3 protein-coding genes are annotated in these 25,907 nt (G+C 75.6%); all 3 read left to right on the top strand.

Features of this window, described 5'->3' with window-relative positions:
• The first annotated feature begins 25 nt into the window (after positions 1-25).
• From FED44_RS26740 to FED44_RS26730, 3 genes are read left to right on the top strand one after another with little or no spacing between them, the layout of a single operon-like run.
• The gene (locus FED44_RS26740) at positions 26-6,562 is read left to right on the top strand and encodes a type I polyketide synthase (protein WP_138462440.1); all 6,537 of its coding nucleotides are present in this window, start codon (positions 26-28) and stop codon (positions 6,560-6,562) included.
• Complete coding sequence (locus FED44_RS26735; RefSeq protein WP_167521602.1) at positions 6,555-19,850, top strand: type I polyketide synthase; 13,296 nt, start codon at positions 6,555-6,557, stop codon at positions 19,848-19,850. Before FED44_RS26740 ends, FED44_RS26735 begins: the two co-directional genes overlap by 8 nt.
• 29 nt (positions 19,851-19,879) lie before the next feature.
• Positions 19,880-25,870 carry a type I polyketide synthase gene (locus FED44_RS26730; RefSeq protein ID WP_138462438.1) on the top strand — a complete coding sequence of 1,997 codons (5,991 nt, stop codon included), beginning with the start codon at positions 19,880-19,882 and terminating at the stop codon, positions 25,868-25,870.
• Positions 25,871-25,907: the final 37 nt, after the last annotated feature.

Raw genomic sequence — 25,907 nt, 5'->3', positions numbered from 1 at the left:
ACAGGTCGGAAGGGTGGGACGGACGATGAACGCATCCCTCGAAGAGGTAGTGCGGGCCCTGCGCTCCTCGCTGAAGGAGGCCGAACGGCTGCGGGAGGAGAACCGGCTGCTCGCCGCGCGGAGCCGGGAGCCCATCGCGATCGTCGGGATGGCCTGCCGCCTCCCCGGCGGGGCGGACTCCCCGGAGGCGCTGTGGACGATCCTGTCGGAGGGCCGCGACGCCGTCCGCGGATTCCCCGGCGACCGCGGCTGGGACGTCGAGCGGCTCTACGACCCTGACCCGGACGCGCCAGGGAAGACCTACGTACGGGCGGGCGGGTTCCTCCCGCAGGCCGCCCACTTCGACGCGGGGTTCTTCGGGATCTCCCCGCGTGAGGCGCTGGCCATGGACCCGCAGCAGCGGCTGCTGCTGGAGTCGTCGTGGGAGGCGCTGGAGTGGGCGGGCCTGGACGTGGCCTCCCTCCGGGGCAGCCGCACCGGGGTGTACTTCGGCGTCCTTCCTTCGGAGTACCTCACCGACCCCCTGCGGGCGCCGCAGGACGTGCAGGACTTCGCGGCCACCGGCAACTCGACGAGCATCGCCTCGGGCCGCCTCGCCTACGTGCTCGGGCTGGAGGGGCCCGCCGTCACGGTGGACACGGCGTGCTCGTCGTCGCTGGTGGCGCTGCACCTCGCCGTACAGGGACTGCGGCAGGGAGACTGCGCCCTCGCGCTGGCGGGCGGGTGCACGGTCATGTCCAGCCCGGCGACCATCGTCACCTTCTCGCGCCAGCGGGCGTTCTCCGCCGACGGGCGGTGCAAGGCGTTCGGCGCGGCGGCGGACGGTTTCGGGCCCGCGGAGGGCGCGGGCGTGCTGGTGCTGGAGCGGTTGTCCGACGCCCGGCGCAACGGGCACCGGGTGCTCGCGGTCGTGCGCGGCTCGGCGGTGAACCAGGACGGCGCGAGCAGCGGGCTGACCGCGCCGAACGGCCCCTCGCAGCAGCGGGTGATCCGGGACGCCCTCGACAACGCGGGCCTGTCGCCCGCCGACGTCGACGCGGTGGAGGCGCACGGCACCGGCACCCGGCTGGGCGACCCGATCGAGGCCCAGGCCCTGCTGGCGACGTACGGCGCCGGCCGCTCCGACGACCGGCCGGTGTGGCTGGGGTCGGTGAAGTCGAACATCGGCCACACCCAGGCGGCGGCCGGCGTGGCCGGCGTGATCAAGATGGTGCTGGCGATGCGGCACGAGACGCTGCCCCGGACGCTGTGGGCGGACGAGCCCTCCCCGCACATCGACTGGGACGCCGGCGCGGTGCGGCTGCTGTCCGAGGAGCGCGGGTGGCCCGCCGGAGAGCGGGTGCGGCGCGCAGGCGTGTCCTCCTTCGGGCTCAGCGGCACGAACGCCCACGTGGTCATCGAGGAGGCGCCGGACGAACCGGCCGGCCCCGCTCCCGCCTCCCAGCCTCCCGTCCACCCTGCCGCGCGCTCCGGGGGGCCGTTCCCGTTCGTCCTGTCGGGCGCGGGTGAGGAGGGCCTGCGCGCCCAGGCGCGGCGCCTCAGGTCGTTCCTGGACGAGCACGAGCGACTGCCCGTGTCCGGCGTCGCCGCGGCGCTGGCCTCCCGGGCCGCGCTGTCGCACCGCGCGGCGGTGGTCGCGAGCGATCGGGCCGGTCTGCTCGCGGGCCTGGCCGCGATCGGCGACGGCGGCGCGGCCGCCGGCGTGGTGAGCGGGGTGGTGCGGGCCGCGGGCGGCCGTCCGGGTGTGGTGTTCGTCTTCCCCGGTCAGGGGTCGCAGTGGGCGGGGATGGCGGTGGAGCTGGCGGAGTGGTCGCCGGTGTTCGCCGGGCGGTTGGCGGAGTGCGGGCGGGCGCTGAGCCCTTACGTGGACTGGTCGTTGCGGGACGTGCTCGATGACGCGGCGGCGTTGGAGCGGGTGGATGTGGTGCAGCCCGCGTTGTGGGCGGTGATGGTGTCGCTGGCGGAGGTGTGGCGGTCGTTCGGTGTGGTGCCGTCGGCGGTGGTGGGGCATTCGCAGGGGGAGATCGCGGCGGCGTGTGTGGCGGGTGCGCTGAGTCTGGAGGACGCGGCGCGGGTGGTGGCGGTGCGCAGTCAGGTGATCGCGCGGTCGCTGGCGGGGCGTGGCGGTATGGCGTCGGTGGCGTTGCCGGTGGAGCGGGTGCGGTCGCTGCTTGCGGGGTGGGAGGGCAGGGTTGAGGTCGCGGCGGTCAACGGGCCGTCGGCGACGGTGGTGTCGGGTGACGCCGAGGCGATACGCCGGCTGGCGGCCGAGGTGAAGGCGATCCCGGCGGACGTCAAGGTGCTCCCGGTGGACTACGCCTCCCACTCGGCACACGTGGAGGCCATCCGCGACGAACTCGCCGAAGTCCTCGCCCCCGTCACCCCCCAAACCTGCGACGTGCCGATCTTCTCGACGGTGACCGGCGACTTCGCCGACGGCGCCTCGCTGGACGCGGAGTACTGGTACCAGAACCTGCGCCGGGCGGTCCGCTTCCAGGACGCCGCCCGGATGTTCGACGACCACGTGATGATCGAGTGCAGCCCTCACCCGGTGCTCACTCCGGCGGTCGACGTCACCTCGGTCGGCTCGCTGTCACGCGGCAGCGGAGGCGGCGGCAGGTTCCTCCTGTCCGTGGCGGAGGCGCACGCGAACGGCGTGCCCGTCGACTGGCGGGGTCACCTGGCCGGCGCGGGCCCTCGGGTGGACCTGCCGGCCTACGCCTTCCAGCGCCGGCGCTACTGGGTCGGCGGCGGCCGGGCCGGAGCCGCCGACGCGGCCGATCTGGGCCTGTCGGCGGCCGGGCACCCGCTGCTGGGCGCCGAGGTCGAGCTGCCCGAGCCGGGCGGGTTCCTCTACACCTCACGACTCTCCCTCGCCACACAGCCCTGGCTGGCCGACCACGCCGTGCAGGGGATCGTCCCGGTGCCGGCGACGGCGTTCCTGGAGCTGGCGCTCCACCTGGGCGGCCGCCTCGGCCGTGACCTGGTCGAGGAGCTGGTCGTGCAGACCCCGCTCACGCTGCCGGCCGACGGCGGGGCCGTACGGCTGCGGGTGGCGGTCACCCCTCCCGACGACGCGGGACGGCACACGATCACGGTCTACTCCAGGGACGAGCGGGCACTCGACGAGGCCGGATGGACGACGCACGTCACCGGGGTCCTCGCCACCGGCGCCCCGCCCGGCACACAGTCCGGTACGGGGCTCACGGACTGGCCGCCGGCCTCCGGCGGGACCGGCGCCGCCGACGTCTACGCGCGGCTGGCCGCGCAGGGGTACGACTACGGCCCGGCCCTGCGGGGCCTGCGCCGGACCTGGCGGCGAGGGGAGGAGATCTTCGCGGAGGCCGCCCTGCCGGAGGGCGTGCCGGGCGACGGGTTCGGCGTGCACCCCGCCCTGCTCGACGCCGCGCTGCACGGCATCGTCGTCGACACCCTGGAGCTGCCGTTCTCGTGGCGGAACATCGCCCTCCACCGCACCGGGGTCACCACGCTCCGCGCCCGCCTGGCGCCCGCGGACACCGGACTGTCGGTCGAGTTCGCCGACGGCGAGGGCAGGCCGGTGCTGACCGCCGGCTCGCTCGTCTCCCGGCCCGCGACCGCTGGGCTCTTCGGCCGTCCGGCCGCCCGGCCGTACGCGATCCGGCCCGCAACGGTCACGCCTCCCGAGGATCACCCGGCCGTGACGACGGCCGTCGTCCACGCCGCGGCTGAGCTCGGCGAGCCGGAGCCGGCGGCCGACGTCGTGCTGCTGCTCGCGGCCCCGGCCGAACGGGTCCTGGAGGTGGCGCAGGCCTGGCTGGCCGGCGAGCGCCCCCCGTCGTCACGCCTGATGGTCGTCACGCGGAACGCCGGGACGGACCTCGGCCAGGCCGAGGTGCGGGGACTGATGCGGTCGGCCATCACGGAGCATCCGGACCGCTTCGTCCTGGTGGACACCGACGACCCGGACGCGATCGCCGGCCGGGCCGCCGAGATCCTCGCCACCGGCGAACCCGAGGTCTGGGTGCGCGACGGGGTGTTCGAGGCGCCGCGCCTGCGCCTCACCGAACCCGAGCCCGAGCCCGGGCCCGGGCCCGCGCTGGACGGTGCCCCGTGGAGCGACCGGGACCGCGTACTGATCACCGGGGGCACCGGAACGGTCGGCGCGGCCCTGGCCCGCCACCTGGTGCGCGCCCACGGCGTGCACCGCCTGGTGCTGGTCAGCCGCGGCGGCCCGGACGCGCCGGGCGCCGCCGGGCTCCGCGACGAGCTGACGGACGAGCTGGGCGCCGAGGTCGCGGTCGTGGCCTGCGACGTCACCGACCGCGACGCCCTGGGCGCGGTCCTGGAGGACCACCCGGTCACGGCGGTCGTGCACGCCGCGGCCGTGCTCGACGACGGGGTGGTCCAGGCGCTGACGGCCGAGCGGCTGGAGACCGTGCGCGCGGCCAAGGTGACCGCCGCGGTCCACCTGCACGAGCTCACCCGCGACCGGGACCTGACCGCGTTCGTCCTGTGCTCGTCGGTCGCCGGGGTGTTCGGCGCGCCGGGCCAGGGCAACTACGCGGCGGCCAACTGCGCCCTGGACGCCCTCGCCGCCGCCCGCCGCGCCGAGGGCCTGCCCGCGACGTCGCTCGCCTGGGGCCTGTGGTCGGAGGAGAGCGGCATGACCGGCCACCGGACCGGCACCGACCGGGCCAGGCAGGTCCGGCTCGGCATCGCCCCGATGTCCACCGAGGACGCGCTCGCCCTCTTCGACGCCGGCCTCGCCACGGGCGTGGGCACTCCCGTCGTCGCCCGGCTGGACCCCGCCGCGCTGCGTACGCGGGCGGCGTCGGCCGAGGTGCCCGCGATGCTGCGCGCCCTCGTACGGACACCGGTGCGGCGGGAGGCCGGGGCGTCCGGCGGAGACGTCGCGGGGGGCACGGGGAACGACATGGGGAGCGACACGGCGAGCCGCGTCGCCGCCCTGCCCGCGGCCGAACGCCTCGACGCCGTGCTGCGCCTGGTCCGCGACCACGTCGCCGGAATCCTCGGGCACGATTCGGCCGCCGAGGTCGACGGCGACCGGGCCTTCAAGGAGATGGGCTTCGACTCGCTCACCGCCGTGGAGCTGCGCAACAGGCTGAACAGGCAGTTCGCGCTGCGGCTGCCGGCGACGCTCGTCTTCGACCGGCCGACGCCACGGGCGGTCGCGGACGCCATCGCGGGGGCGCTCGCGGCCGGGTCGCCGGGCGGGCGCGCGGAGCCGGTGGGTCCGGTCGCCGTCGCCGCCCGGTCCGACGAGCCCATCGCGGTCGTCGGCATGAGCTGCCGCTTTCCCGGCGGGGTCCGGTCACCCGAGGATCTGTGGCGGCTGGTCGCGTCCGGCGGCGACGCGATCACCGGCTTCCCCACCGACCGGGGATGGGATCTGGCGAACCTGTTCGACGACGATCCGGACCGGCCCGGCCGCAGCTACGTACGCGAGGGAGGGTTCCTGACCGACGCGACCCGGTTCGACGCCGGGTTCTTCGGGATCTCCCCGCGCGAGGCCACCGCGATGGACCCGCAGCAGCGGCTGCTGCTGGAGGCCGCGTGGGAGGCCCTGGAGCGGGCCGGGATCAACCCGGACAGCGTCCGCGGCAGCCGGACCGGTGTGTTCGCCGGCGTGATGAACAGCACCTACGGCGCGCGGCAGCTGAACGCCCCGGAGGGGTCGGGCGAGTACGAGGGCTACCTGGCCAGCGGGTTCGCGGTCAGCGTCGCGTCCGGGCGGGTCGCCTACACGCTGGGCCTGGAGGGCCCGGCCCTGACCGTGGACACCGCGTGTTCGTCGTCGCTGGTGGCGCTGCACCTCGCGGCGCAGTCGCTGCGCCGGGGCGAGTGCACGCTCGCGCTGGCCGGCGGCGTGACCGTCATGTCCAGCCCGTTGCTCTTCGTGGAGTTCAGCCGCCAGCGTGGTCTCGCCCGGGACGGCCGGTGCAAGCCGTTCGCCGCCGCCGCCGACGGCACCTCCTGGGGCGAGGGGGCCGGCGTCCTCGTGCTGGAACGCCTGTCGGACGCGCGCCGGAACGGGCATCCCGTGCTGGCGCTGCTGAGGGGAAGCGCGGTGAACCAGGACGGCGCGTCCAACGGCCTGTCGTCGCCGAACGGGCCGTCGCAGCAGCGGGTGATCAATACCGCGCTCGCGGACGCCAGCCTGTCCGCCGCCGACGTCGACGCGGTCGAGGCGCACGGCACCGGGACGACCCTGGGCGACCCGATCGAGGCCCAGGCGTTGCTGGCGACGTACGGGCAGGGCCGCGAGCGGCCGCTGCTGCTGGGGTCGCTGAAGTCGAACATCGGCCACACGCAGGCCGCCAGCGGGGTCGGCGGCGTCATCAAGATGGTCGAGGCCATGCGCCACGGGGTGCTGCCCAAGACGCTGCACGTCGACGAGCCCACCCCGAACGTGGACTGGTCTCTGGGCGCGGTCGAGCTGCTCACCGGGCACACGGCCTGGCCGGAGGCCGGCCGGCCACGCCGCGCGGGCGTGTCGGCGTTCGGGGTGAGCGGGACGAACGCACATGTCGTGCTGGAACAGGGGGAGACGAATGTCTGAGACCGACGGCGACCGCACGGCGCCGGCGATCGTGCCGTGGGTGGTCTCCGCACGGAGCGCCGCCGCGCTGGACGCCCAGACGGAACGGCTGAAGGAGTTCGTCGAGGCCGGCCCGGACCTCGCGCCGGCCGACGTCGGATACTCGCTGGCCACGACCCGGGCCACGCTGCCGTACCGCGCGGTGCTGCTCGGCGCCGGGCGGGCGGAACTGCTCTCCGGCGCGGACGTCGTGCGGGGCGGCGGGAGCGAGCCGCGGCGCGTCGCGCTGGTGTTCCCCGGTCAGGGGTCGCAGTGGGCGGGGATGGCGGTGGAGCTGGCGGAGTGGTCGCCGGTGTTCGCCGGGCGGTTGGCGGAGTGCGGGCGGGCGCTGAGCCCTTACGTGGACTGGTCGTTGCGGGACGTGCTCGATGACGCGGCGGCGTTGGAGCGGGTGGATGTGGTGCAGCCCGCGTTGTGGGCGGTGATGGTGTCGCTGGCGGAGGTGTGGCGGTCGTTCGGTGTGGTGCCGTCGGCGGTGGTGGGGCATTCGCAGGGGGAGATCGCGGCGGCGTGTGTGGCGGGTGCGCTGAGTCTGGAGGACGCGGCGCGGGTGGTGGCGGTGCGCAGTCAGGTGATCGCGCGGTCGCTGGCGGGGCGTGGCGGTATGGCGTCGGTGGCGTTGCCGGTGGAGCGGGTGCGGTCGCTGCTTGCGGGGTGGGAGGGCAGGGTTGAGGTCGCGGCGGTCAACGGGCCGTCGGCGACGGTGGTGTCGGGTGACGCCGAGGCGATACGCCGGCTGGCGGCCGAGGTGAAGGCGATCCCGGCGGACGTCAAGGTGCTCCCGGTGGACTACGCCTCCCACTCGGCACACGTGGAGGCCATCCGCGACGAACTCGCCGAAGTCCTCGCCCCCGTCACCCCCCAAACCTGCGACGTGCCGTTCTACTCGACCGTGACCGGGCAGCGCCTGGACACGGCCGGGCTCGACGCCGGCTACTGGTTCCGCAACCTGCGCGAACCCGTCCGCCTCGACGCCGCCGTGGGCTCCCTGCTCGACGACGGCGTCAACGCGTTCGTCGAGGCGAGCCCGCACCCCGTGCTGACGGCGGGCCTCTCGGACCTCGCGGAACGGGCCGGGCGGGACGTCGCCGCCGTGGGATCGCTCCGCCGCGACGACGGCGGGCCCCGGCGCTTCCTCACCTCGGCGGCGGAGGCGTGGACGCGCGGCGCGCCGGTCGACTGGACGCCGGCCTTCGGCCCGGAGCCCCGCGTGGTGGGCCTGCCGACCTACGCGTTCCAGCGGGAGCACTACTGGCTCGACACCCCCGTCCCACCGGCCGCCTCTCCCGTGGACGACTGGCGCTACCGGGTCGAATGGCGGGCCGTCGCGGAGGACGAGGCGCCCCGGCTGCGCGGGACCTGGCTCGTGGCCACGGGGGACGAGCCGGCCGGCCCGGTCACGGCCGCGCTGGTCACCGCATCACTGGCCGCCGCCGGCGCGACCGCGGCCGCCGTCCCCGTGGAGTCGCTGCCGGAGGTCGCGGCCCGCACCCCCGGCCTGGCCGGCGTGCTCTCGCTCGCCGCGCTCACCGACCCCGACCCCTTCGGCGTCACGCTCTCCCTGATCCAGGCCGGTCTGGCGGCGCCGCTGTGGGTCGCCACCCGCGGCGCGGTGGCCGTGGACTCCCCGTCCCCGCGTCAGGCGGCCGTCTGGGGCCTCGGCCTGGTCGCCGCGCTGGAGCACCCCGGCCGCTGGGGCGGCCTGGTCGACCTGCCGGACGACACCGGCACCGACACCGACGCGGCGGTCTACCGGCGGCTGGCGGCCGTGCTGGCCGCCGGCGGCGAGGACCAGGTCGCGATCCGGCGCGAGGGGGTCCTCGGCAGGCGGCTGACCCGGGCTCCCCGCGCGGACCGGACGCAGGCCACCTGGCGGCCCCGGGGGACCGTGCTGATCACCGGCGGCACCGGGAACGTCGGCGCGCGGATCGCCCGTCGCTTCGCCGCCGACGGCGCCGAGCACCTGGTGCTGACCGGGCGGCGCGGCCCGGACGCGCCGGGCGCCGCCGACCTCGTGGCCGAGCTGACCGCGCTCGGCGCGCGGGTCACGATCGCCGCGTGCGACGCCGCCGACCGCGCCGCCCTCGCGGAGTTCGTCGCCTCGGTGGAGACGGACGGCCCGATTCGTACGGTGGTGCACGCGGCCGGGATCCCGCACTGGCGGGACCTGGAGGACCTGACCCCGGCCGAGGCCGCCGAGGTGATGCGCGGCAAGGCGGTGGGGGCGGAGAACCTGGACGAGCTGTTCGACCGGGATCTCGACGGCTTCGTGCTGATCTCCTCGGGAGCGGGCGTGTGGGGCGGCGGCGGGCAGGGCGCCTACGCGGCCGCGAACGCCGTGCTCGACGCGCTGGCCGTGCGGCGCAGGTCGCGCGGGCTGCGCGCGGTGTCCCTGGCCTGGGGCGTGTGGGCCGGCAGCGAGAGCGGCGCCGACGGCATGGGGGAGCGGCTGGAGCGGCTCGGCCTGCGGCCGATGCGCTCCGGCGACGCGCTCACGGCGTTCTACGAGGCGCTGTCGGACGACGAGACCTTCCTCTCGGTCGCCGACGTGGACTGGGCCGCGTTCGCCCCGGCGTTCACGGTCGGCAGGCCGAGCCCGCTGATCTCCGAACTGCCCGAGGTCCGCAGGGCGCTCTCCCCGGCGCCCGCGGCGCCCGTGTCGTCCGCCGGGCTCGGCGTGGTCGCGGCGGCCGACCGCCGCAGGGCCGTACGCGAACTGGTGTCCGGCACGGTCGCCGCGGTGCTCGGGCACACCGACGCGGCGAAGGTGACGGGACGGACGTTCCGGGAGATGGGCTTCGACTCCCTGACCGCCGTGGACATGCGGACCAGGCTGGCGGTGGCGACGGGGCTCACCCTGCCGAGCAGCCTCGTCTTCGACTACCCGACGCCTGAGGCGCTCACCACCCACCTGCTGACGCGCATGTACGGCGACGCGGCCGAGTCGCGTCCCACCGCCACGATCGGGGCCGTCGCCGACGAGCCGATCGCCATCGTCGGGATGAGCTGCCGTTTTCCCGGCGGGGTCCGGTCGCCGGAGGACCTGTGGCGGCTGGTGGACCAGGGGGTGGACGCGATCACGGAGTTCCCGCGCGACCGCGGCTGGGACCTCGAAGCGATCTACCACCCCGACCCCGACCACCCCGGCACGACCTATGTGCGGCACGGCGGCTTCGTGGCGGACGTCGCCGGCTTCGACGCCGCGTTCTTCCGGATCGCGCCGCGCGAGGCCCTGGTGATGGACCCCAAGCAGCGCCTGGTGCTGGAGACCTCCTGGGAGGCCTTCGAGCGGGCCGGGATCGACCCGACGGCGCTGAACGGCACGAGCACCGGCGTGTTCGTCGGATCGAGCAGCCAGGAGTACGGGCCGAGGCTGGAGGAGGTGCCCGCGGAACTGGAGGGCCACGTCGTCACCGGCAATCTGGACGCCGTCCTGTCCGGGCGGGTGGCGTACTCGCTGGGGCTGGAGGGCCCGGCGCTGACGGTGGATACGGCGTGCTCCTCGTCGCTGGTGGCGATGCACCTGGCCGCGCAGTCGCTGCGCCGGGGCGAGTGCACGCTGGCATTGGCCGGGGGCGCGGCGGTGATGGCGAACCCTGGCGTGTTCTTCGAGTTCAGCCGCATGCGCGGGCTCTCCCCGGACGGCCGGTGCCGGTCCTTCGGGGCGTCCGCCGACGGCACGGGCTGGGCCGAAGGAGTCGGCATGCTCCTGCTGGAGCGGCTGTCGGACGCCCGGCGCAACGGGCACGAGGTGCTGGCCGTGATGCGCGGGTCGGCGGTGAACCAGGACGGCGCGTCCAACGGGCTGACCGCGCCGAACGGGCCGTCCCAGCAGCGGGTGATCCGGGCCGCGCTGGCCGACGCGGGCCTGGAGCCGTCCGACCTGGACGCGGTGGAGGCGCACGGAAGCGGCACCACGCTCGGCGATCCGATCGAGGCGCAGGCGCTGGTCGAGACGTTCGGGCGGGACCGCGACCGGCCGCTGTGGCTGGGCGCGCTGAAGTCCAACATCGGCCACACGCAGGCGGCCGCGGGCGTCGCCAGTGTGATCAAGATGGTCGAGGCCCTGCGGCACGGGGTGCTGCCCAGGACGCTGCACGCCGACGAGCCCTCGCCGCACGTGGACTGGCCGGCCGGGGCGGTGTCGCTGCTGACCGAGCCGGTGGAGTGGCCGGTCACGGGCGGGCCCCGGCGGGTGGGCGTGTCGGCGTTCGGGGTGAGCGGGACCAACGCCCATGTGGTGCTGGAGCAGGCCCCGGAAGCCGGGCCTGAGCGGGCTCCGGAGCGGGAGTGGCGGGGCCCGGTCCCGCTGCTGGTGTCGGGGCGTGGCGCGGAGGGGTTGCGCGGGCAGGCGGAGCGGCTGAAGTCGTTCCTGGAAGCACGGCCGGAGGTGGCCCTGACCGATGTGGCGGTCTCGCTGGCCGGTCGCGCCGCGCTGGAGGACCGCGCCGTCGTCCTCGGCGGCGACCGGGACGAGACGCTGGCCGGTCTGGCGGCGGTGGCGCGCGGCGCGTCGGCGGCCGGTGTGGTGCGGGGCCCGGCCGGCCTGGACGGTCCGGACGGCGACCGGGGCGTGGTGTTCGTCTTCCCCGGCCAGGGGTCGCAGTGGGCGGGGATGGCGGTGGAGCTCGCCGAGTCGTCGCCGGTGTTCGCCGCGCGGCTGGAGGAGTGCGCGCGGGCGCTGAGCCCCTACGTGGACTGGTCGTTGCGGGACGTGCTGGGCGACGCCGAAGTCCTGCGGCGGGTCGACGTCGTGCAGCCGGCGCTGTTCGCGGTGATGGTGTCGCTGGCGGAGGTGTGGCGGTCGTTCGGGGTGACGCCGTCGGCGGTGGTCGGGCACTCGCAGGGGGAGATCGCCGCGGCGTGCGTGGCGGGCGCGCTCAGCCTGGAGGAGGCCGTGCGCGTCACGGTCCTGCGCAGCCAGGTGATCGGCCGCTCGCTGTCCGGCCGGGGCGGCCTGGTGTCGGTGCCCGCGCCGCTCGCCGAGGTGGAGGAGTGGCTGGCCGGTCGGGACGGGCAGTTGTCGGTCGCGGCCGTGAACGGCCCGCACGCCACCGTGGTCGGCGGCGACCCGGAGGCCCTGGGGGAGGTCCTGGCCCGATGGGACCGCGCCCGGCGGGTGCTGATCGACTACGCGTCGCACACCCCGCAGACCGAGGCGGTGCGGGACGAACTGCTGGAGGTGCTCGGGCCGGTGGCGGCCCGCGACGGCGAGGTGCCGTTCTTCTCCACGGTCACCGGCGGCTTCGTCGAGGGCGCGGCGCTGGACGCGGAGTACTGGTACGGGAACCTGCGCAGCCCGGTCCGCTTCGACCTGGCGCTGCGCGCGCTGGCCGACCACGTCTTCGTCGAGTGCAGCGCTCACCCGGTGGTCACAGCGGGCACGGACGTCGTGTCGGTGGGGTCCCTGCGACGCGGCGACGGCGGCGTCGGCAGACTCCTGACGTCGCTGGCCGAGGCCCACGTGCGGGGCGTCCCGGTCGACTGGCGGAGCGCACTGGAGGGCGCGGGCCGGCGGGTGGACCTGCCGACGTACGCCTTCCGGCACCGGCGCTTCTGGCTCGACGGCGCGTCCGCCTCGCAGACGATGGTGGACGCGACGACCCGGCTGGCCGGCTCCGGCGGCGTGCTGCTCACCGGCCGGCTGTCCACCGGCACGCGGCAGTGGATCGCCGATCACCGGGTGCTGGGTACCGTGCTCCTGCCCGGCACGGCGTTCGTCGAGCTGGCCGTCCGGGCCGCCGACGAGGCCGGCTGCACGATGGTCGACGAGCTCACGCTCGAAAACCCCCTGGTGTTCCGGGACGGCGGCCTGGTCGACATCCAGGTCGGCGTCGGCGCCCCCGACGACTCCGGGCGCCGCTCGCTCGCCGTGCACTCCCGCGCGAGCGGCGAGACGGAGTGGACCCGGCACGCCACCGGGACGGTGAGCCGCGACACCGCCGCCGCCGAGCCGATGCCGTGGCCGCCGCCGGACGCCACACCCGTCGACCTCGCCGAGGTGCGCGCCGCGCTCGCCGCCCACGGGTACGACTACGGCTCCGCCTTCGGCGGGCTGCGGAGGGCGTGGCGGCGGGACGGCGAGTGGTTCGCCGAGGCGGCGTCGCCCGCCGGGCTCACGTCCGAGGGGTTCGTGCTGCACCCGGCGCTGCTGGACACGGCCCTGCAGCCCGCCGTCCTGGAGCTGACCGGCACCCCGCGGCTGCCCTTCGCCTGGCAGCGGGTGTCGGTGCACGCGGCGGGAGCCACCACGGTCAGGGCCCGGCTGACCCCGTCCGCCGACGGCGTGTTCTCCCTGCACCTCGCCGACGACGAGGGCCGGCCGGTGCTGACGGCGGAGTCGGTCGTCATGCGGCCGGTCCCCGAGAGGATCGGCGCCGCCACCCCCCTGCTCGTCGTGGACCGGGTGCCCGCGGAACTCCCCGCCGCCGAACCGCGTGCCGCCGAGCCGCTGACGATCGTTTCGGTGGACCGGGTCGACGAGCGCACCGAGGCGGCGGACGTGGTGCTCCTCACCGGTGCCGGCGACGTGCTGGGCTCCCTGCAGGCGTGGCTGGCGGACGAGCGGTTCGCCGGCTCCCGGCTCGTGGTGGTGACCACGAACGCCGATCACGATCCGGCCGCCGCGGCAGTCGCCGGGCTCGTCCGGTCGGCCCAGGCGGAACACCCGGGCCGGATCGTCCTGGTCGACGCGGACACCGCCGTCGACGGGCTGGTCGCCGGGATCCTCGCGATGGACGAGCCCGAGGTGACCGTACGCGAAGGAGAGGTCTTCGTCCGCCGCCTGAAGCGGGTCACGGCGGAGGGCTCCGTCTGGTCGCCGGACGACTGCGTGCTGATCACGGGCGGCACCGGGACGCTCGGCGGCCTGATCGCCCGGCACCTGGCCACCGCGCACGGGGTCCGCCGCCTCGTCCTGGCCGGTCGCCGAGGGCCGGAGACCCCGGGAGTACGCGAACTGGTCAAGGAGGTGCCGGCCGAGGTGACGGTCGTCGCGTGCGACGTGACCGACCGGGAGGCGCTGGCGCGGGTGCTGGCCGACCACCCGATCACCGCCGTCGTGCACGCCGCCGCCGTGCTCGACGACGGCGTGATCCAGTCGCTCACACCCGAACGGATGGCGCGGGTCCACGACCCGAAGGTGCTCGCCGCGCGTCACCTCGACGAGCTGACCCGAGGCCGCGACCTGACCGCATTCGTCCTGTTCTCCTCGGCGGCCGGGGTGTTCGGCGCGGCCGGGCAGGGCAACTACGCCGCCGCCAACGCGGCGCTCGACGCGATCGCCCGCGCGCGGCGCGCGGACGGGCTGCCCGCGACCTCCCTGGCCTGGGGGCAGTGGGCCGAGACCAGCGCCATGACCGAGGGGCTGGCGGGCGCCGACCGCGCCAGGCTGGCGAGGTCGGGGCTGTCCCCGCTGGCCACGGACGAGGCGCTGGCGATGTTCGACGCCGGGGTGGCGGGCGGGCAGGCGGCCTATGTGGCCGCGCGGCTCGACACCGCCCGGGTGCGGGCGTCGGAGGCGCATCCGCTCCTGCGGGGCGTCGTACGCGGACCGCTTCGCCGCGCGGCCTCCGGCGGAGCGGGAGGAGAGTACGGCCGTCAGCTGGCGGCCCTGCCCGAGGGCGAGCGGGCGGGCGCGGTGCTGCGCCTGGTGCGTGAGCGCGTCGCCGACGTCCTGCGGCACCACAGCCCGCAGTCGGTGGAGGCGGGCAGGTCGTTCGACGAGCTGGGCTTCGACTCGCTCACCTCGGTGGAGCTGCGTAACTCGCTCAACGCCGAGCTGGGCCTGAAGCTGCCCGCGACGGTCGTCTTCGACCATCCGAGCCCCGCCGCGCTCGCGGAGCGGCTCATGACGGAGCTGACCGGCGCCGGCGCGGGGCGGGCGGCGCGGGCCGCCGTCCGGGAGCCGGCCGCCGCCCCGGCCGTCGGCTCCACCGACGACCCGATCGCCGTCGTCGGGATGAGCTGCCGCTATCCCGGCGGCGTGCGCACCCCGGACGACCTGTGGCGGTTGCTGCTCGACGGCCGCGAGGGCATCTCCGCATTCCCGGCCGACCGCGGCTGGGACCTGGCGAACCTGTTCGACGACGACCCCGACAGCCACGGCCACAGTTACGTGCGCGCGGGCGGGTTCCTGCACGAGGCCGGAGACTTCGACGCCGCCTTCTTCGACATCTCCCCGCGTGAGGCGCTCGCGATGGACCCGCAGCAGCGGTTGCTGCTGGAGGCCTCGTGGGAGGCCGTCGAACGGGCGGGGATAGACCCCAGGTCGCTGCGCGGCAGCCGTACGGGCGTGTTCGCCGGGATCATGACCGGTGACTACGCCATGCGGATGCGGCGGGTGCCCAAGGACGTCGAGGGCTACCTCGGGAACGGCAACACGGGCAGCATCGCGTCCGGGCGGGTGGCGTACTCGCTGGGTCTGGAGGGCCCGGCGATGACGGTGGACACGGCGTGCTCCTCGTCGCTGGTGGCGATGCACCTGGCCGCGCAGTCGCTGCGCCGGGGCGAGTGCACGCTCGCGCTGGCGGGCGGCGTGACGGTGATGTCGAGCCCGGCGTTCTTCGTCGAGTACAGCAGGCAGCGCGGGCTGGCGCCCGACGGGCGGTGCAAGCCGTTCAGCGACGACGCCGACGGGACCGCCTGGGCCGAGGGCATCGGGGTCGTGCTGCTGGAGCGGCTGTCGGACGCCCGGCGCAACGGGCACGAGGTGCTGGCCGTGCTGCGCGGGTCGGCGGTGAACCAGGACGGCGCGTCCAACGGGCTGACCGCGCCGAACGGTCCCTCGCAGCAGCGGGTGATCAGGGCCGCGCTGGCCGACGCCGGGTTGGAGCCGTCCGACCTGGACGCGGTGGAGGCGCACGGCACCGGCACCCGGCTCGGCGACCCGATCGAGGCGCAGGCGCTGGTCGAGACGTTCGGGGAGGACCGCGACCGGCCGCTGTGGCTGGGCGCGCTGAAGTCCAACATCGGCCACACGGGGGCCGCGGCGGGCGTCGGCGGGGTCATCAAGATGATCCAGGCCATGCGGCACGGGGTGCTGCCCCGGACGTTGAACGTGAGCGCGCCGAGCTCGTACGTGGACTGGTCGGCCGGGGCGGTGTCGCTGCTGACCGAGCCGGTGGAGTGGCCGGTCACGGGCGGGCCCCGGCGGGTCGGTGTGTCGGCGTTCGGGGTGAGCGGGACCAACGCTCATGTGGTGCTGGAGCAGGCCCCCGAGCCGGATCAGGCGCCGGTGCCGGAGCGGGAGTGGCGGGGCCCGGTCCCGCTGCTGGTGTCGGGGCGCGGCGCGGAGGGACTGCGCGGGCAGGCGGAGCGGCTGCGGTCGTTCCTGGAAGCACGGCCGGAGGTGGCCCTGACGGACGTCGCGGTCTCGCTGGCCGGTCGCGCCGCACTGGAGGACCGGGCGGTCGTGCTCGGCGGCGACCGGCAGGAGGCGCTGGCCGGCCTGACCGCGATCGTCGGCCAGGACACGGCCGCCAACGTGCTGAGCGGGGTGGTGCCCGCCGCGGACGGCGATCGGAACGTGGTGTTCGTCTTCCCCGGCCAGGGGTCGCAGTGGGCCGGGATGGCGGTGGAGCTCGCCGAGTCCTCGCCGGTGTTCGCCGCGCGGCTGGAGGAGTGCGCGCGGGCGCTGGACCCCTACGTGGACTGGTCGTTGCGAGACGTGCTCGACGACGCGGCGGCCCTGGAACGGGTCGACGTGGTCCAGCCCGCGCTGTGGGCGGTGATGGTGTCGCTGGCCGAGGTGTGGCGGTCCTTCGGGGTGACGCCCTCGGCGGTGGTCGGCCACTCGCAGGGAGAGATCGCCGCGGCGTGCGTGGCGGGCGCGCTCGGCCTGGAGGACGCCGCCCGGATCGTGGCGGTGCGCAGCCAGGTGATCGCGCGGTCCCTGGCGGGACACGGCGGCATGGCGTCGGTGCCCGCGCCGCTCGCCGAGGTGGAGGAGTGGCTGGCCGGTCAGGACGGCCGGTTGTCGGTCGCGGCCGTGAACGGCCCGCACGCCACCGTCGTCGGCGGCGACCCGGAGGCGCTGGAGGAGGTCCTGGCCCGATGGGACCGCGCCCGGCGCATCCCCGTCGACTACGCCTCGCATTCGGTTCACGTCGAGAGCATCGAGGACGAACTGCTGGAGGCGCTGGGGCCGGTGGCGGCCCGCGACACGGAGGTGCCGTTCTTCTCCACGGTCACCGGCGGCTTCGCCGAGGGCACGACGCTGGACGCGGAGTACTGGTACCGCAACCTGCGCAGCCCGGTCCGCTTCGACCTGGCGCTGCGCGCGTTCGAGGACCACGTCTTCGTCGAGTGCAGCGCCCATCCCGTGCTGACGGGCGTCGCCGACGGCGTCACGGCCGTCGGGACGCTGCGGCGCGGCGACGGCGGTCTCCGGCGGCTCCGCACCTCACTGGCCGAGGCGTACACGGCGGGAGCGGGTGTGGCGTGGCGGGCCGCGCTGGAGGGCGCGGGCCGGCGGGTGGACCTGCCGACGTACGCCTTCCAGCACCGGCGTTACTGGCTCGACGCCGGGGGCGCCGCGGACGTCTCGTCGGCGGGCCTCGACTCCGTCGACCACGCCATGCTGTCCGCGGCGGTGTCGCTCGCGGCCTCCGACGGGCACGTCTTCACCGCGAAGGTGTCCACCGGCGCGCATCCGTGGCTGACCGGCCACACCGTCCGGGGCTCGGTCGTGGTGCCCGGCACGACCTTCGTCGAATGGGCCGGCCGCGCGGGGAGCGAGACCGGCTGCCCCTTCGTCGAGGAGCTCACCATCCTGGCCCCTCTGGTGCTGGAAGGAGACGGCGCGACGCAGGTCCAGGTCACCGTGGGCGCGGGCGACGAGGACGGCCGCAGGTCCGTCGCCGTGCACGCGCGCGCCGACGGCGGCGACTGGACGTCGCACGCCACCGGGACCCTCGCGCCCGGCTCCCCGGAGCGGCCCGGCGACCTCACCGAGTGGCCGCCGCCCGGCGGCGAGCCGCTCGACCCCGCCGATCTCTACGACCGTCTCGCCGCCACCGGGCTGGGGTACGGCCCGGCGTTCCAGGGCGTACGGGCCGCCTGGCGGCGCGGCGAGGAGATCTTCGCCGAGATCGAGCCCCTCGGGGAGCTCGACGCGGCCGGGTACGTCCTGCACCCGGCGTTGCTCGACGCCGCGATGCATCCCCTCGCCCTCGTGACCGAGGCGGACACGCCGATGCTGCCGTTCTCGTGGTCCGGCGTGGCGCTGCACGCCACCGGCGCGACCGCCCTGCGGGTGCGGATCACCCCCACCGGCGCGGACGGGTTCGCGCTGCTCGCCACGGACGCGTTCGGCGAACCGGTGGCCACGGTGTCGTCGCTGCTCCTCCGCGCGATGGACCCGCCCAGAGGCGACCACCTCTATCGCACGGAGTGGACAGAGCTGCCGGTGCCCGGGACCCCGGCCGCCGGACCCTGGGCGGTCGTCGGCGGCACACCCCTCCCCGGGATGGAGGCCTTCGACGGCATCGCGGAACTGCGGGCGGCGATCGAGGCCGGGCTGCCGGTCCCGGCGGTCGTGTTCGCGCCGATCGAGCGCCCTGCCGAACCACCCGCCGAACCCGGTCTCCCCCTCGCCGTACGGTCCGTGACCGGCCACGTGCTGCGGCTCGTGCAGACGTGGATCGCGGACGACGCGTTCGACGAGTCGCGGCTGGTGCTGGTCGGCCGGGAGGCGGCCGAGGCGGAGCCCGCCGCTCTCGCCCGCGCCGCCGCCTGGGGGCTCGTGCGGTCCGCCCAGGCGGAACACCCTGGCCGGTTCCAGCTCGTGACCGTCGACGTGGACGAGCCCGGCCCCGAACCGCTGAAGGCCGCAGCCGCCCACGACGAGCCGCAGGTCGCCGTACGCGACGGGGTCGCGTACGCGCCGCGCCTCGTCCCCGCACCGGACGCCGCGACCGACGCCGCGACGGGTGGCCGTGGCTGGGACCCGGACGGAACCGTGCTGATCACGGGTGGCACCGGCACGCTGGGCGGGCTGGTCGCCCGGCACCTCGCGGCCGAGCACGGGGTCCGGCGGCTCGTGCTGGCCGGCCGGAGCGGTCCGGCGGCCGACGGCGCGGAGAAACTGGCCGCCGAGCTGGCGGAGCTCGGTGCGGAAGCGGTGATCGTCGCGGCCGACCTGGGTGACCGGGACGCCGTGGCCGGCCTGCTGGCGGCGCATCCGGTCACCGCGGTCGTCCACGCCGCCGGCGCGCTCGACGACGGGGTGGTCGCGTCGCTGACGCCCGAGCGCCTGGACACCGTGTTCCGGGCCAAGGTGGACGCGGCGTCACACCTGCACGAGCTCACCCGAGACCTCGATCTCACCGCGTTCGTGCTGTTCTCCTCGGCCGCCGGGGTCCTCGGCGCGGCGGGCCAGGGCAACTACGCGGCGGCCAACGCGTTCCTGGACGCGCTGGCCGCGCACCGCCGGGCCCTCGGGCTGACGGCCACGTCGGTCGCCTGGGGAATGTGGGAGGAGACCAGCGGGCTGACCGGCGGCCTCGGTGAGCAGGACCGCAGGCGGATGGCCGCGTCCGGGGTCGTCCCGCTGACCTCGGCGCAGGGCCTCGCACTGCTCGACGCCGCGGTCGCGCTGGGCGAACCGGCACCGGTGGCGGTGCGGCTCGACCTCGCGGTGCTGCGCGGGCGGGCCCGGGACGGTGTGCTGAACGCGCGGCTCCGGGCCCTCGTGCCCGCCGCGTCCCGCCCGGCGAACGCAGGCGGCACGGGCGGCGGGAACGGAAACGGCGCGGGGGGCCACGGCCTGCTGCGCAGGATCGGGAGCCTTCCCGAGGCGCAGCGCGAGCAGGCGGTCGTCAGGGCCGTCCTCGCCGAGACGGCGGTGGTGCTCGGCCACCGCCCGGGGGATCTCACGCAGGCGGACCGGCGCTTCAGGGACCTCGGATTCGACTCCCTCACGGCGGTCGAGCTGCGCAACCGGCTGCGGACGGCGACCGGGCTGAAGCTGCCCGCCAGCCTGGTCTTCGACTACCCGACCCCCCGCGCGATCGCCGAGTTCCTGCTGGCCGAACTGGCCCCGGCGCCGGACGAGGCCGCCACCCGGGACGCGGGGATCCGCGCCGCCCTCGCGGCGATTCCCCTGGACACCCTCCGCGACAGCGGCCTGCTCGACCGGCTGCTCCATCTCGCGGGGCAGCAGGGGGCCGAGGGCCGGCACGACGACGAGCAGATCGACTCGATGGACGCCGAGGCCCTGATCGCCATGGCCAACAGCGTCACTGACTGATGACAACAGCCGTTCGGAAGGCGCCATCCATGACCAACCAGGACAACCGCGTTCTCGACGCCCTGAGGACCTCGCTGAAGGAGACCGAACGGCTGCGGCGTCAGGTGGCCGCGTCCCGGGAGCCGGTCGCCATCGTGGCGATGAGCTGCCGCTACCCGGGCGGCGTCACCAGCCCCGAGGACCTCTGGCGGATGGTGTCCGCCGGCGAGGACGCGATCGGCGGGTTCCCCGACGACCGCGGCTGGGACCTGGCGAACCTGTTCGACGACGACCCGGACAGTCACGGGCACAGCTACGCCCGTGAGGGCGGGTTCCTGGACGGCGTCGCCGGGTTCGACCCCGAGTTCTTCGGCATCTCGCCCCGGGAGGCGCTCACACTGGACACCCAGCAGCGGCTGCTGCTGGAGACCTCCTGGGAGCTGTTCGAGCGGGCCGGGATCGACCCGGCGTCGGTCCGGGGCAGCCAGACCGGCGTCTTCACCGGTGTCATGTACAACGACTACGCCGTCCGGGTGCGGCCCGTGCCCAAGGAGGTGGAGGGGCACTTGGGCAACGGGAGCGCCGGCAGCCTCGCGTCCGGCAGGGTGGCCTACACCTTCGGTCTGGAGGGGCCCGCCATCACCCTGGACACCGCCTGCTCCTCCTCGCTCGTGGCGATCCACCTCGCGGTCCAGGCACTCCGCCGGGGAGAGTGCGCGATGGCGCTCGCGGGCGGCGTGACGGTGATGTCGACCCCCGTCCTCTTCGTGGAGTACAGCAGGCAGCGCGCGCTCGCGCCGGACGGGCGCAGCAAGCCCTTCAGCGACGACGCCGACGGCACCTCGGGGGCCGAGGGCGTGGGGCTGGTGCTGCTGGAACGGCTGTCGGACGCCCGGCGCAACGGCCACCGGGTGCTCGCGGTGATCAGGGGCACCGCCCTGAACCAGGACGGCGCCTCCAACGGCCTCACCGCCCCGAACGGCCTGGCCCAGCAGCGGCTGATCCGCGCGGCGCTGGCGGACGCCGGGCTGGCGCCGTCGGACGTGGACATGGTGGAGGCGCACGGGACGGGTACCCGTCTCGGCGACCCCATCGAAGCCCAGGCCCTGATGGCGGCGTACGGGCAGGACCGCGAGCGCCCGCTGTTCCTCGGCTCGGTGAAGTCGAACATCGGCCACACCCAGGCCGCCGCGGGCGTCGCCGGGGTGATCAAGACGGTGGAGGCCATCCGGCACGGCGTGCTGCCCAGGACCCTTCACGTCCGTACGCCCAGCTCGCGGGTGGACTGGTCGGCGGGTGCGGTGTCGCTGCTGACCGAGCCGGTCGAGTGGCCGGGGACCGACCGGCCGAGGCGCGGGGCGGTGTCGTCGTTCGGCATCAGCGGCACCAACGCCCACGTCATCCTGGAACAGGCCGACGAGCTGTCCGGCGAACGGTCCGGGGAGCTGCCCGGAGAGCCGTCCCGGGAGGCGCTCACCGTGACCGGGCCGGGGACGCCGGAGATGTTCGCCTGGCCCGTCACCGCGCACGACGAGCGCGCCCTGCGCGGGCAGGCCGACCGGCTGCGCGCCTTCCTGGCTGGGTCGGACGCGTCCGCCGCCGACGTCGGGTGGTCCCTGGCGACGACCCGGTCGGCGCTGGAGCACCGCGCGGTGGTGCTCGGGCCGGATCGCGCCGGAATGGCCGACGGCCTCGCGGCACTGGCGGAAGGCAGGCAGGCGCCCGGCGTCGTACGCGGCCGGGTGGCCGAGGGCGGCCCGGTCTTCGTGTTCCCGGGTCAGGGGCAGCAGTGGGTGGGGATGGCGGCGCGGTTGCTGGTGGAGTCGCCGGTGTTTTCGGCGCGGGTGGGGGAGTGTGTGGCGGCGTTCGAGCCGTTGGTGGATTTCCCGTTGCTTGAGGTGCTGCGCAGCGGTCCCGGTAGTGGCCCCGGCGAGGGTGCGGGTGGGGGTGTGGGGGGCTTGTTGGAGCGGGACGAGGTGGTGCAGGCGGCGTTGTTCTCGGTGATGGTGTCGCTGGCGGAGGTGTGGCGGTCGGTGGGGGTGGTGCCGTCGGCGGTGGTGGGGCATTCGCAGGGGGAGATCGCGGCGGCGTGTGTGGCGGGTGCGTTGAGTTTGGGGGATGCGGCGCGGTTGGTGGTGGCACGGGGTGGTCCGATCCGGCGGGTGTTGGCGGGTCGTGGGGGGATGGTGTCGGTGGGGTGCTCGGCGGGGGAGGCCGAGGTTTTGGTGGGGCGGTGGGGTGGGCGGTTGGTGGTGGCTGCGGTGAACGGGCCGCGGTCGTGTGCGGTGTCGGGGGAGTTGGAGGCGCTGGGGGAGTTGACCGCGTGGTGTGAGGGGGTGGGGGTGCGGGTGTCGCGGGTGGCGATTGAGTATGCGTCGCATTCGCCGCAGGTGGAGGCGGTGCGGGAGGACGTGGCCGAGGCTTTGGCCTTTGTGGAGCCGCGTGCGTGTGGGGTGGGGGTGTATTCGACGGTGACCGGGGGGTTGGTGGGTGGGGAGGAGTTGGGTGGGGGCTATTGGTTTGAGAATTTGCGGCGGCCGGTGGATTTCGCGGGTGCGGTGGGGTCGTTGCTGGGTGATGGTTACCGGTTGTTCGTGGAGTGTGGGGCGCATCCGGTGCTGGGGTTGGGGTTGCGGGGGGTTGTCGAGGAGGCGGGTGTCGAGGCGGGGGTGGTCGGTTCGTTGCGCCGGGGTGATGGCGGTTTCGCTCGGTTTGTGACGTCGGCGGCCGAGGCGTACACCCACGGCGCCACCGTCGACTGGACCGCCCTCTACGCCGGGACCACGGCCAGGCGCGTGTCGCTGCCGACCTATCCCTTCCAGCACGGCAGGTACTGGGTCGACGCTCCTGCCCGGAGGGAAGGGGACGCCGCGGGGCTCGGCCTGTCCGAGCCCGGCCACCCGCTGCTCGACGCCGCCGTCGACCTCGCGGGCGACGGGGGTGACGGGGGCGAGGTGTTCGTCGGGCGTGTCTCACCCGCCCTCCACGACTGGATCCCCGACCACGCGGTGGCCGGCACCGTCCTGCTGCCAGGTACGGCGCTGGTCGAACTGGCCGCGCACGCGGCGGCCCGCGCCGGGCTCGGCGGCGTCGAGGAACTGACCCTGCACGCGCCCGTCGTCGTCCCCGCCGAAGGGGACCTGACCGTGCAGATGGTCGTGGGACCCGACGACGGCACAGGCCGGCGGTCCCTGGCCCTGCACTCGCGGCCCGCCGGCGACGAGACCGGTGACGCCGCCGTCGACGGGCCGTGGACCCGGCATGCGGAAGGCGCCCTGCTGGCAGGTGCGCCCGGCGACCCGGACGCGCCGGAGTGGGACGACCTTCGGGGCTCCTGGCCTCCGCCGGGCTCCTCGGCGGTCGACGTCACCGGGGTGTACGACCGTCTGGACGAAGGCGGGTTCCACTACGGCCCCGCCTTCCGGGGGCTGCGCGGCGTGTGGCGGCGCGGCGAGGTCCTGTTCGCCGAGGTGACGCTGCCCGAGGCCGCCCAGGCCGCCCCGCAGGGGTACGGCGTCCACCCCGCGCTGTTCGACGCCGCGCTGCACGCGATGCCGGCCGGCCAGATGGCGACAGGGGAACAGGCCGGGGACAGGGCCGGAGAACAGGCCGGGGAACTGCGGGTGCCGTTCGCCTGGCACGGCGTCGCGGTGCACGCCGCCGGGTCCGGCACCCTGCGGGTCCGTTTCTCCCGTACGGGTGACCAGAGCGTGGCGATGCTCGCCGCCGACGAGACCGGCGAGCCCGTCCTGACCGTCGAGTCCCTGGTGACCCGCCCGATCACGGCCGAACAGCTGCAGGCGGCGCGGGCCCCTCACCGCGACTCGCTCTTCCGCCTCGACTGGCCGGCCCTCCAGCCGCTGCCCGCCCAGCGCGTACGGGCGGAGCGGTGCGCGGTGCTCGGCGGCGAACCCGCCCCCTGGGCGGCGCACCACTACCCGCACCCGGCGACGCCGTCCGGCCCAATGGCCGCCGCCTCGGCCCGGGTGGCGGCCGACGGAGCAAGCAGTGCGGCGGCGGACGCATCAGGCGGCGGGCTGGGCGACGCTCTGGCGGATGCTCGGACCGGCTCAGCGGCCGGTGGGCTGGCGGATGCGCTCAACGGGTTGCCGGAGTTCGGTGCTTCCGTGCCGGAGTACGTCGTGGTGCCGCTTCCCGAGCCCGCTCCGGGTGCTCCCGGGGGCGTCGCCGGAGCGGTCCGGTCGTCCCTCGGCGAGGTGCTCGCCCTGGTCCGGCGCTGGCTGGCCGACGAGCGGTTCGCCGCCTCCCGGCTGGTCATCCTGACCCGCGACGCGGTGGCGCCGGAGGGCGGCGCCCTCCCGGACCTGGCCGCCGCGTCGGTCTGGGGCCTGATCCGGTCGGCCCAGTCCGAGCACCCCGGCAGGCTCACGCTGGTGGACATGGACCGGACGGCCCGGTCCGCCGACGCGCTGCCCACCGCGCTGGCGTCCGGCGAACCACAGGTGGTGATCCGGGAGGGCGTGATCCGCGTGGGCCGGCTCGTCCGGGCCGACATCCGGGCGGACGTCCGCTCAGACGCCCAGGCCGACGTCCGGGTCGATGTTCAGGCCGACGTCCGGTCGGACGCGGCGGCGGGCCGGCCGGCCGGGCCCGCCGAGGGAACCGTACTGATCACCGGAGGGCTCGGCACGCTGGGCGGCCTGCTGGCCCGGCACCTGGTCACCGCGCGGGGAGCGAGGCGGCTCCTGCTGCTGGGCCGCAGAGGCGGCGACACGCCGGGCGCGGACCGGCTCGTCGAGGAGCTGACCGCCCTCGGGGCGGACGTGACCGTGGCCCGGTGCGACGCGGCCGACCGCGCGGCGCTCGCGGACGTGCTGGCCGGCATCCCCGCCGAGCACCCGCTCACGACGGTGATCCACGCGGCGGGCCGCACCGACGACTGCGTCGTCTCGGCGCTGACGCCGGAGCGCCTGGACCGGGTGCTGCGGCCCAAGGTCGACGCGGTGGTCAACCTGCACGAGCTGACCCTCGGCCACGAGCTGCACGAATTCGTGTCGTTCTCGTCGGTGTCCGGCGTTCTCGGCGGGGCCGGGCAGGCGAACTACGCCGCCGCCAACGCCTTCCTCGACGCCTTCGCCGAGTATCGCCGGGGCCTCGGCCTGCCGGGGCTGTCCCTCGCCTGGGGCCAGTGGGCGCAGCCCAGCGGCATGACCAGCGCGCTGGACGAGACCGAGCTCAGGCGGCTCGCCGCCGCGGGAGTCGTCGCGATGTCGTCGGAGGAGGCCCTGGCGCTGTTCGACGCCGCGAGCACAGCCGCGAGCACAGCCGCGGGCACAGCCGGAACCGCCTGCGTGGTGCCGGCCCGCGTCGACTTCCCGGCGCTGCGCTCCATCGCCCGGGCGGGTCAGCTGCCGCCCGTCCTGCGCTCGCTCGTGCGTACGCCTGTCCGGGAGCCGAGGCAGGCGCAGGGCACCCGGGGACAGGGCACCCGGGGACAGGGCACCCGGGAACACGGCACGCCCGACTCCGCGTCCTGGCGCCGCGAGCTGGCCGCTCTGCCCGAGGCGGACCGGCCGGGCAGGCTCGTCGACCTGATCCGCGTCAAGGCGGCCCTGGTGCTGGGCCACCCCGAGTCCGCCGCCGGGGCCATCGACGCCGACGGCGCGTTCAAGGAGCTCGGCTTCGACTCGCTCACGGTCGTCGAGCTGCGCAACCGGCTGGCCGAGGTGACCGGCCTGCGCCTGCCGGCGACCCTGGTCTTCGACTACCCGACCCCCGCCGCGCTCGCGGCGCACCTGCTGTCCGAACTGGCGCTGGACGCGACTCCGGGCACGGGCCCGGGCGCCGGCACGACGCCGGACGGCAACGGCGAGGACGCGGTGAACGCCGCCGTCGAACACCTGCGCCAGGTTGTGGCCGCGCACCCGCTGGACGACACCGCACGCGGACACCTGGCGACCCGGCTGGGCGGTCTGCTACGCGAATGGGCCGCCCCGCCCGCGGAACCGGCCGCCCGGCTGGAGTCCGCGAGCCCGGACGAGCTCTTCGCCCTGCTCGACCAGCAGTTCAACGGCCGCTGACGTACGGCGCCCGCCCACACGAACTCACGGAGGGTAC

This window comes from Microbispora triticiradicis, assembly GCF_005864065.1.
Lineage (GTDB): Bacteria > Actinomycetota > Actinomycetes > Streptosporangiales > Streptosporangiaceae > Microbispora > Microbispora triticiradicis.
This window is presented reverse-complemented; position numbering and strand designations above follow the sequence as displayed.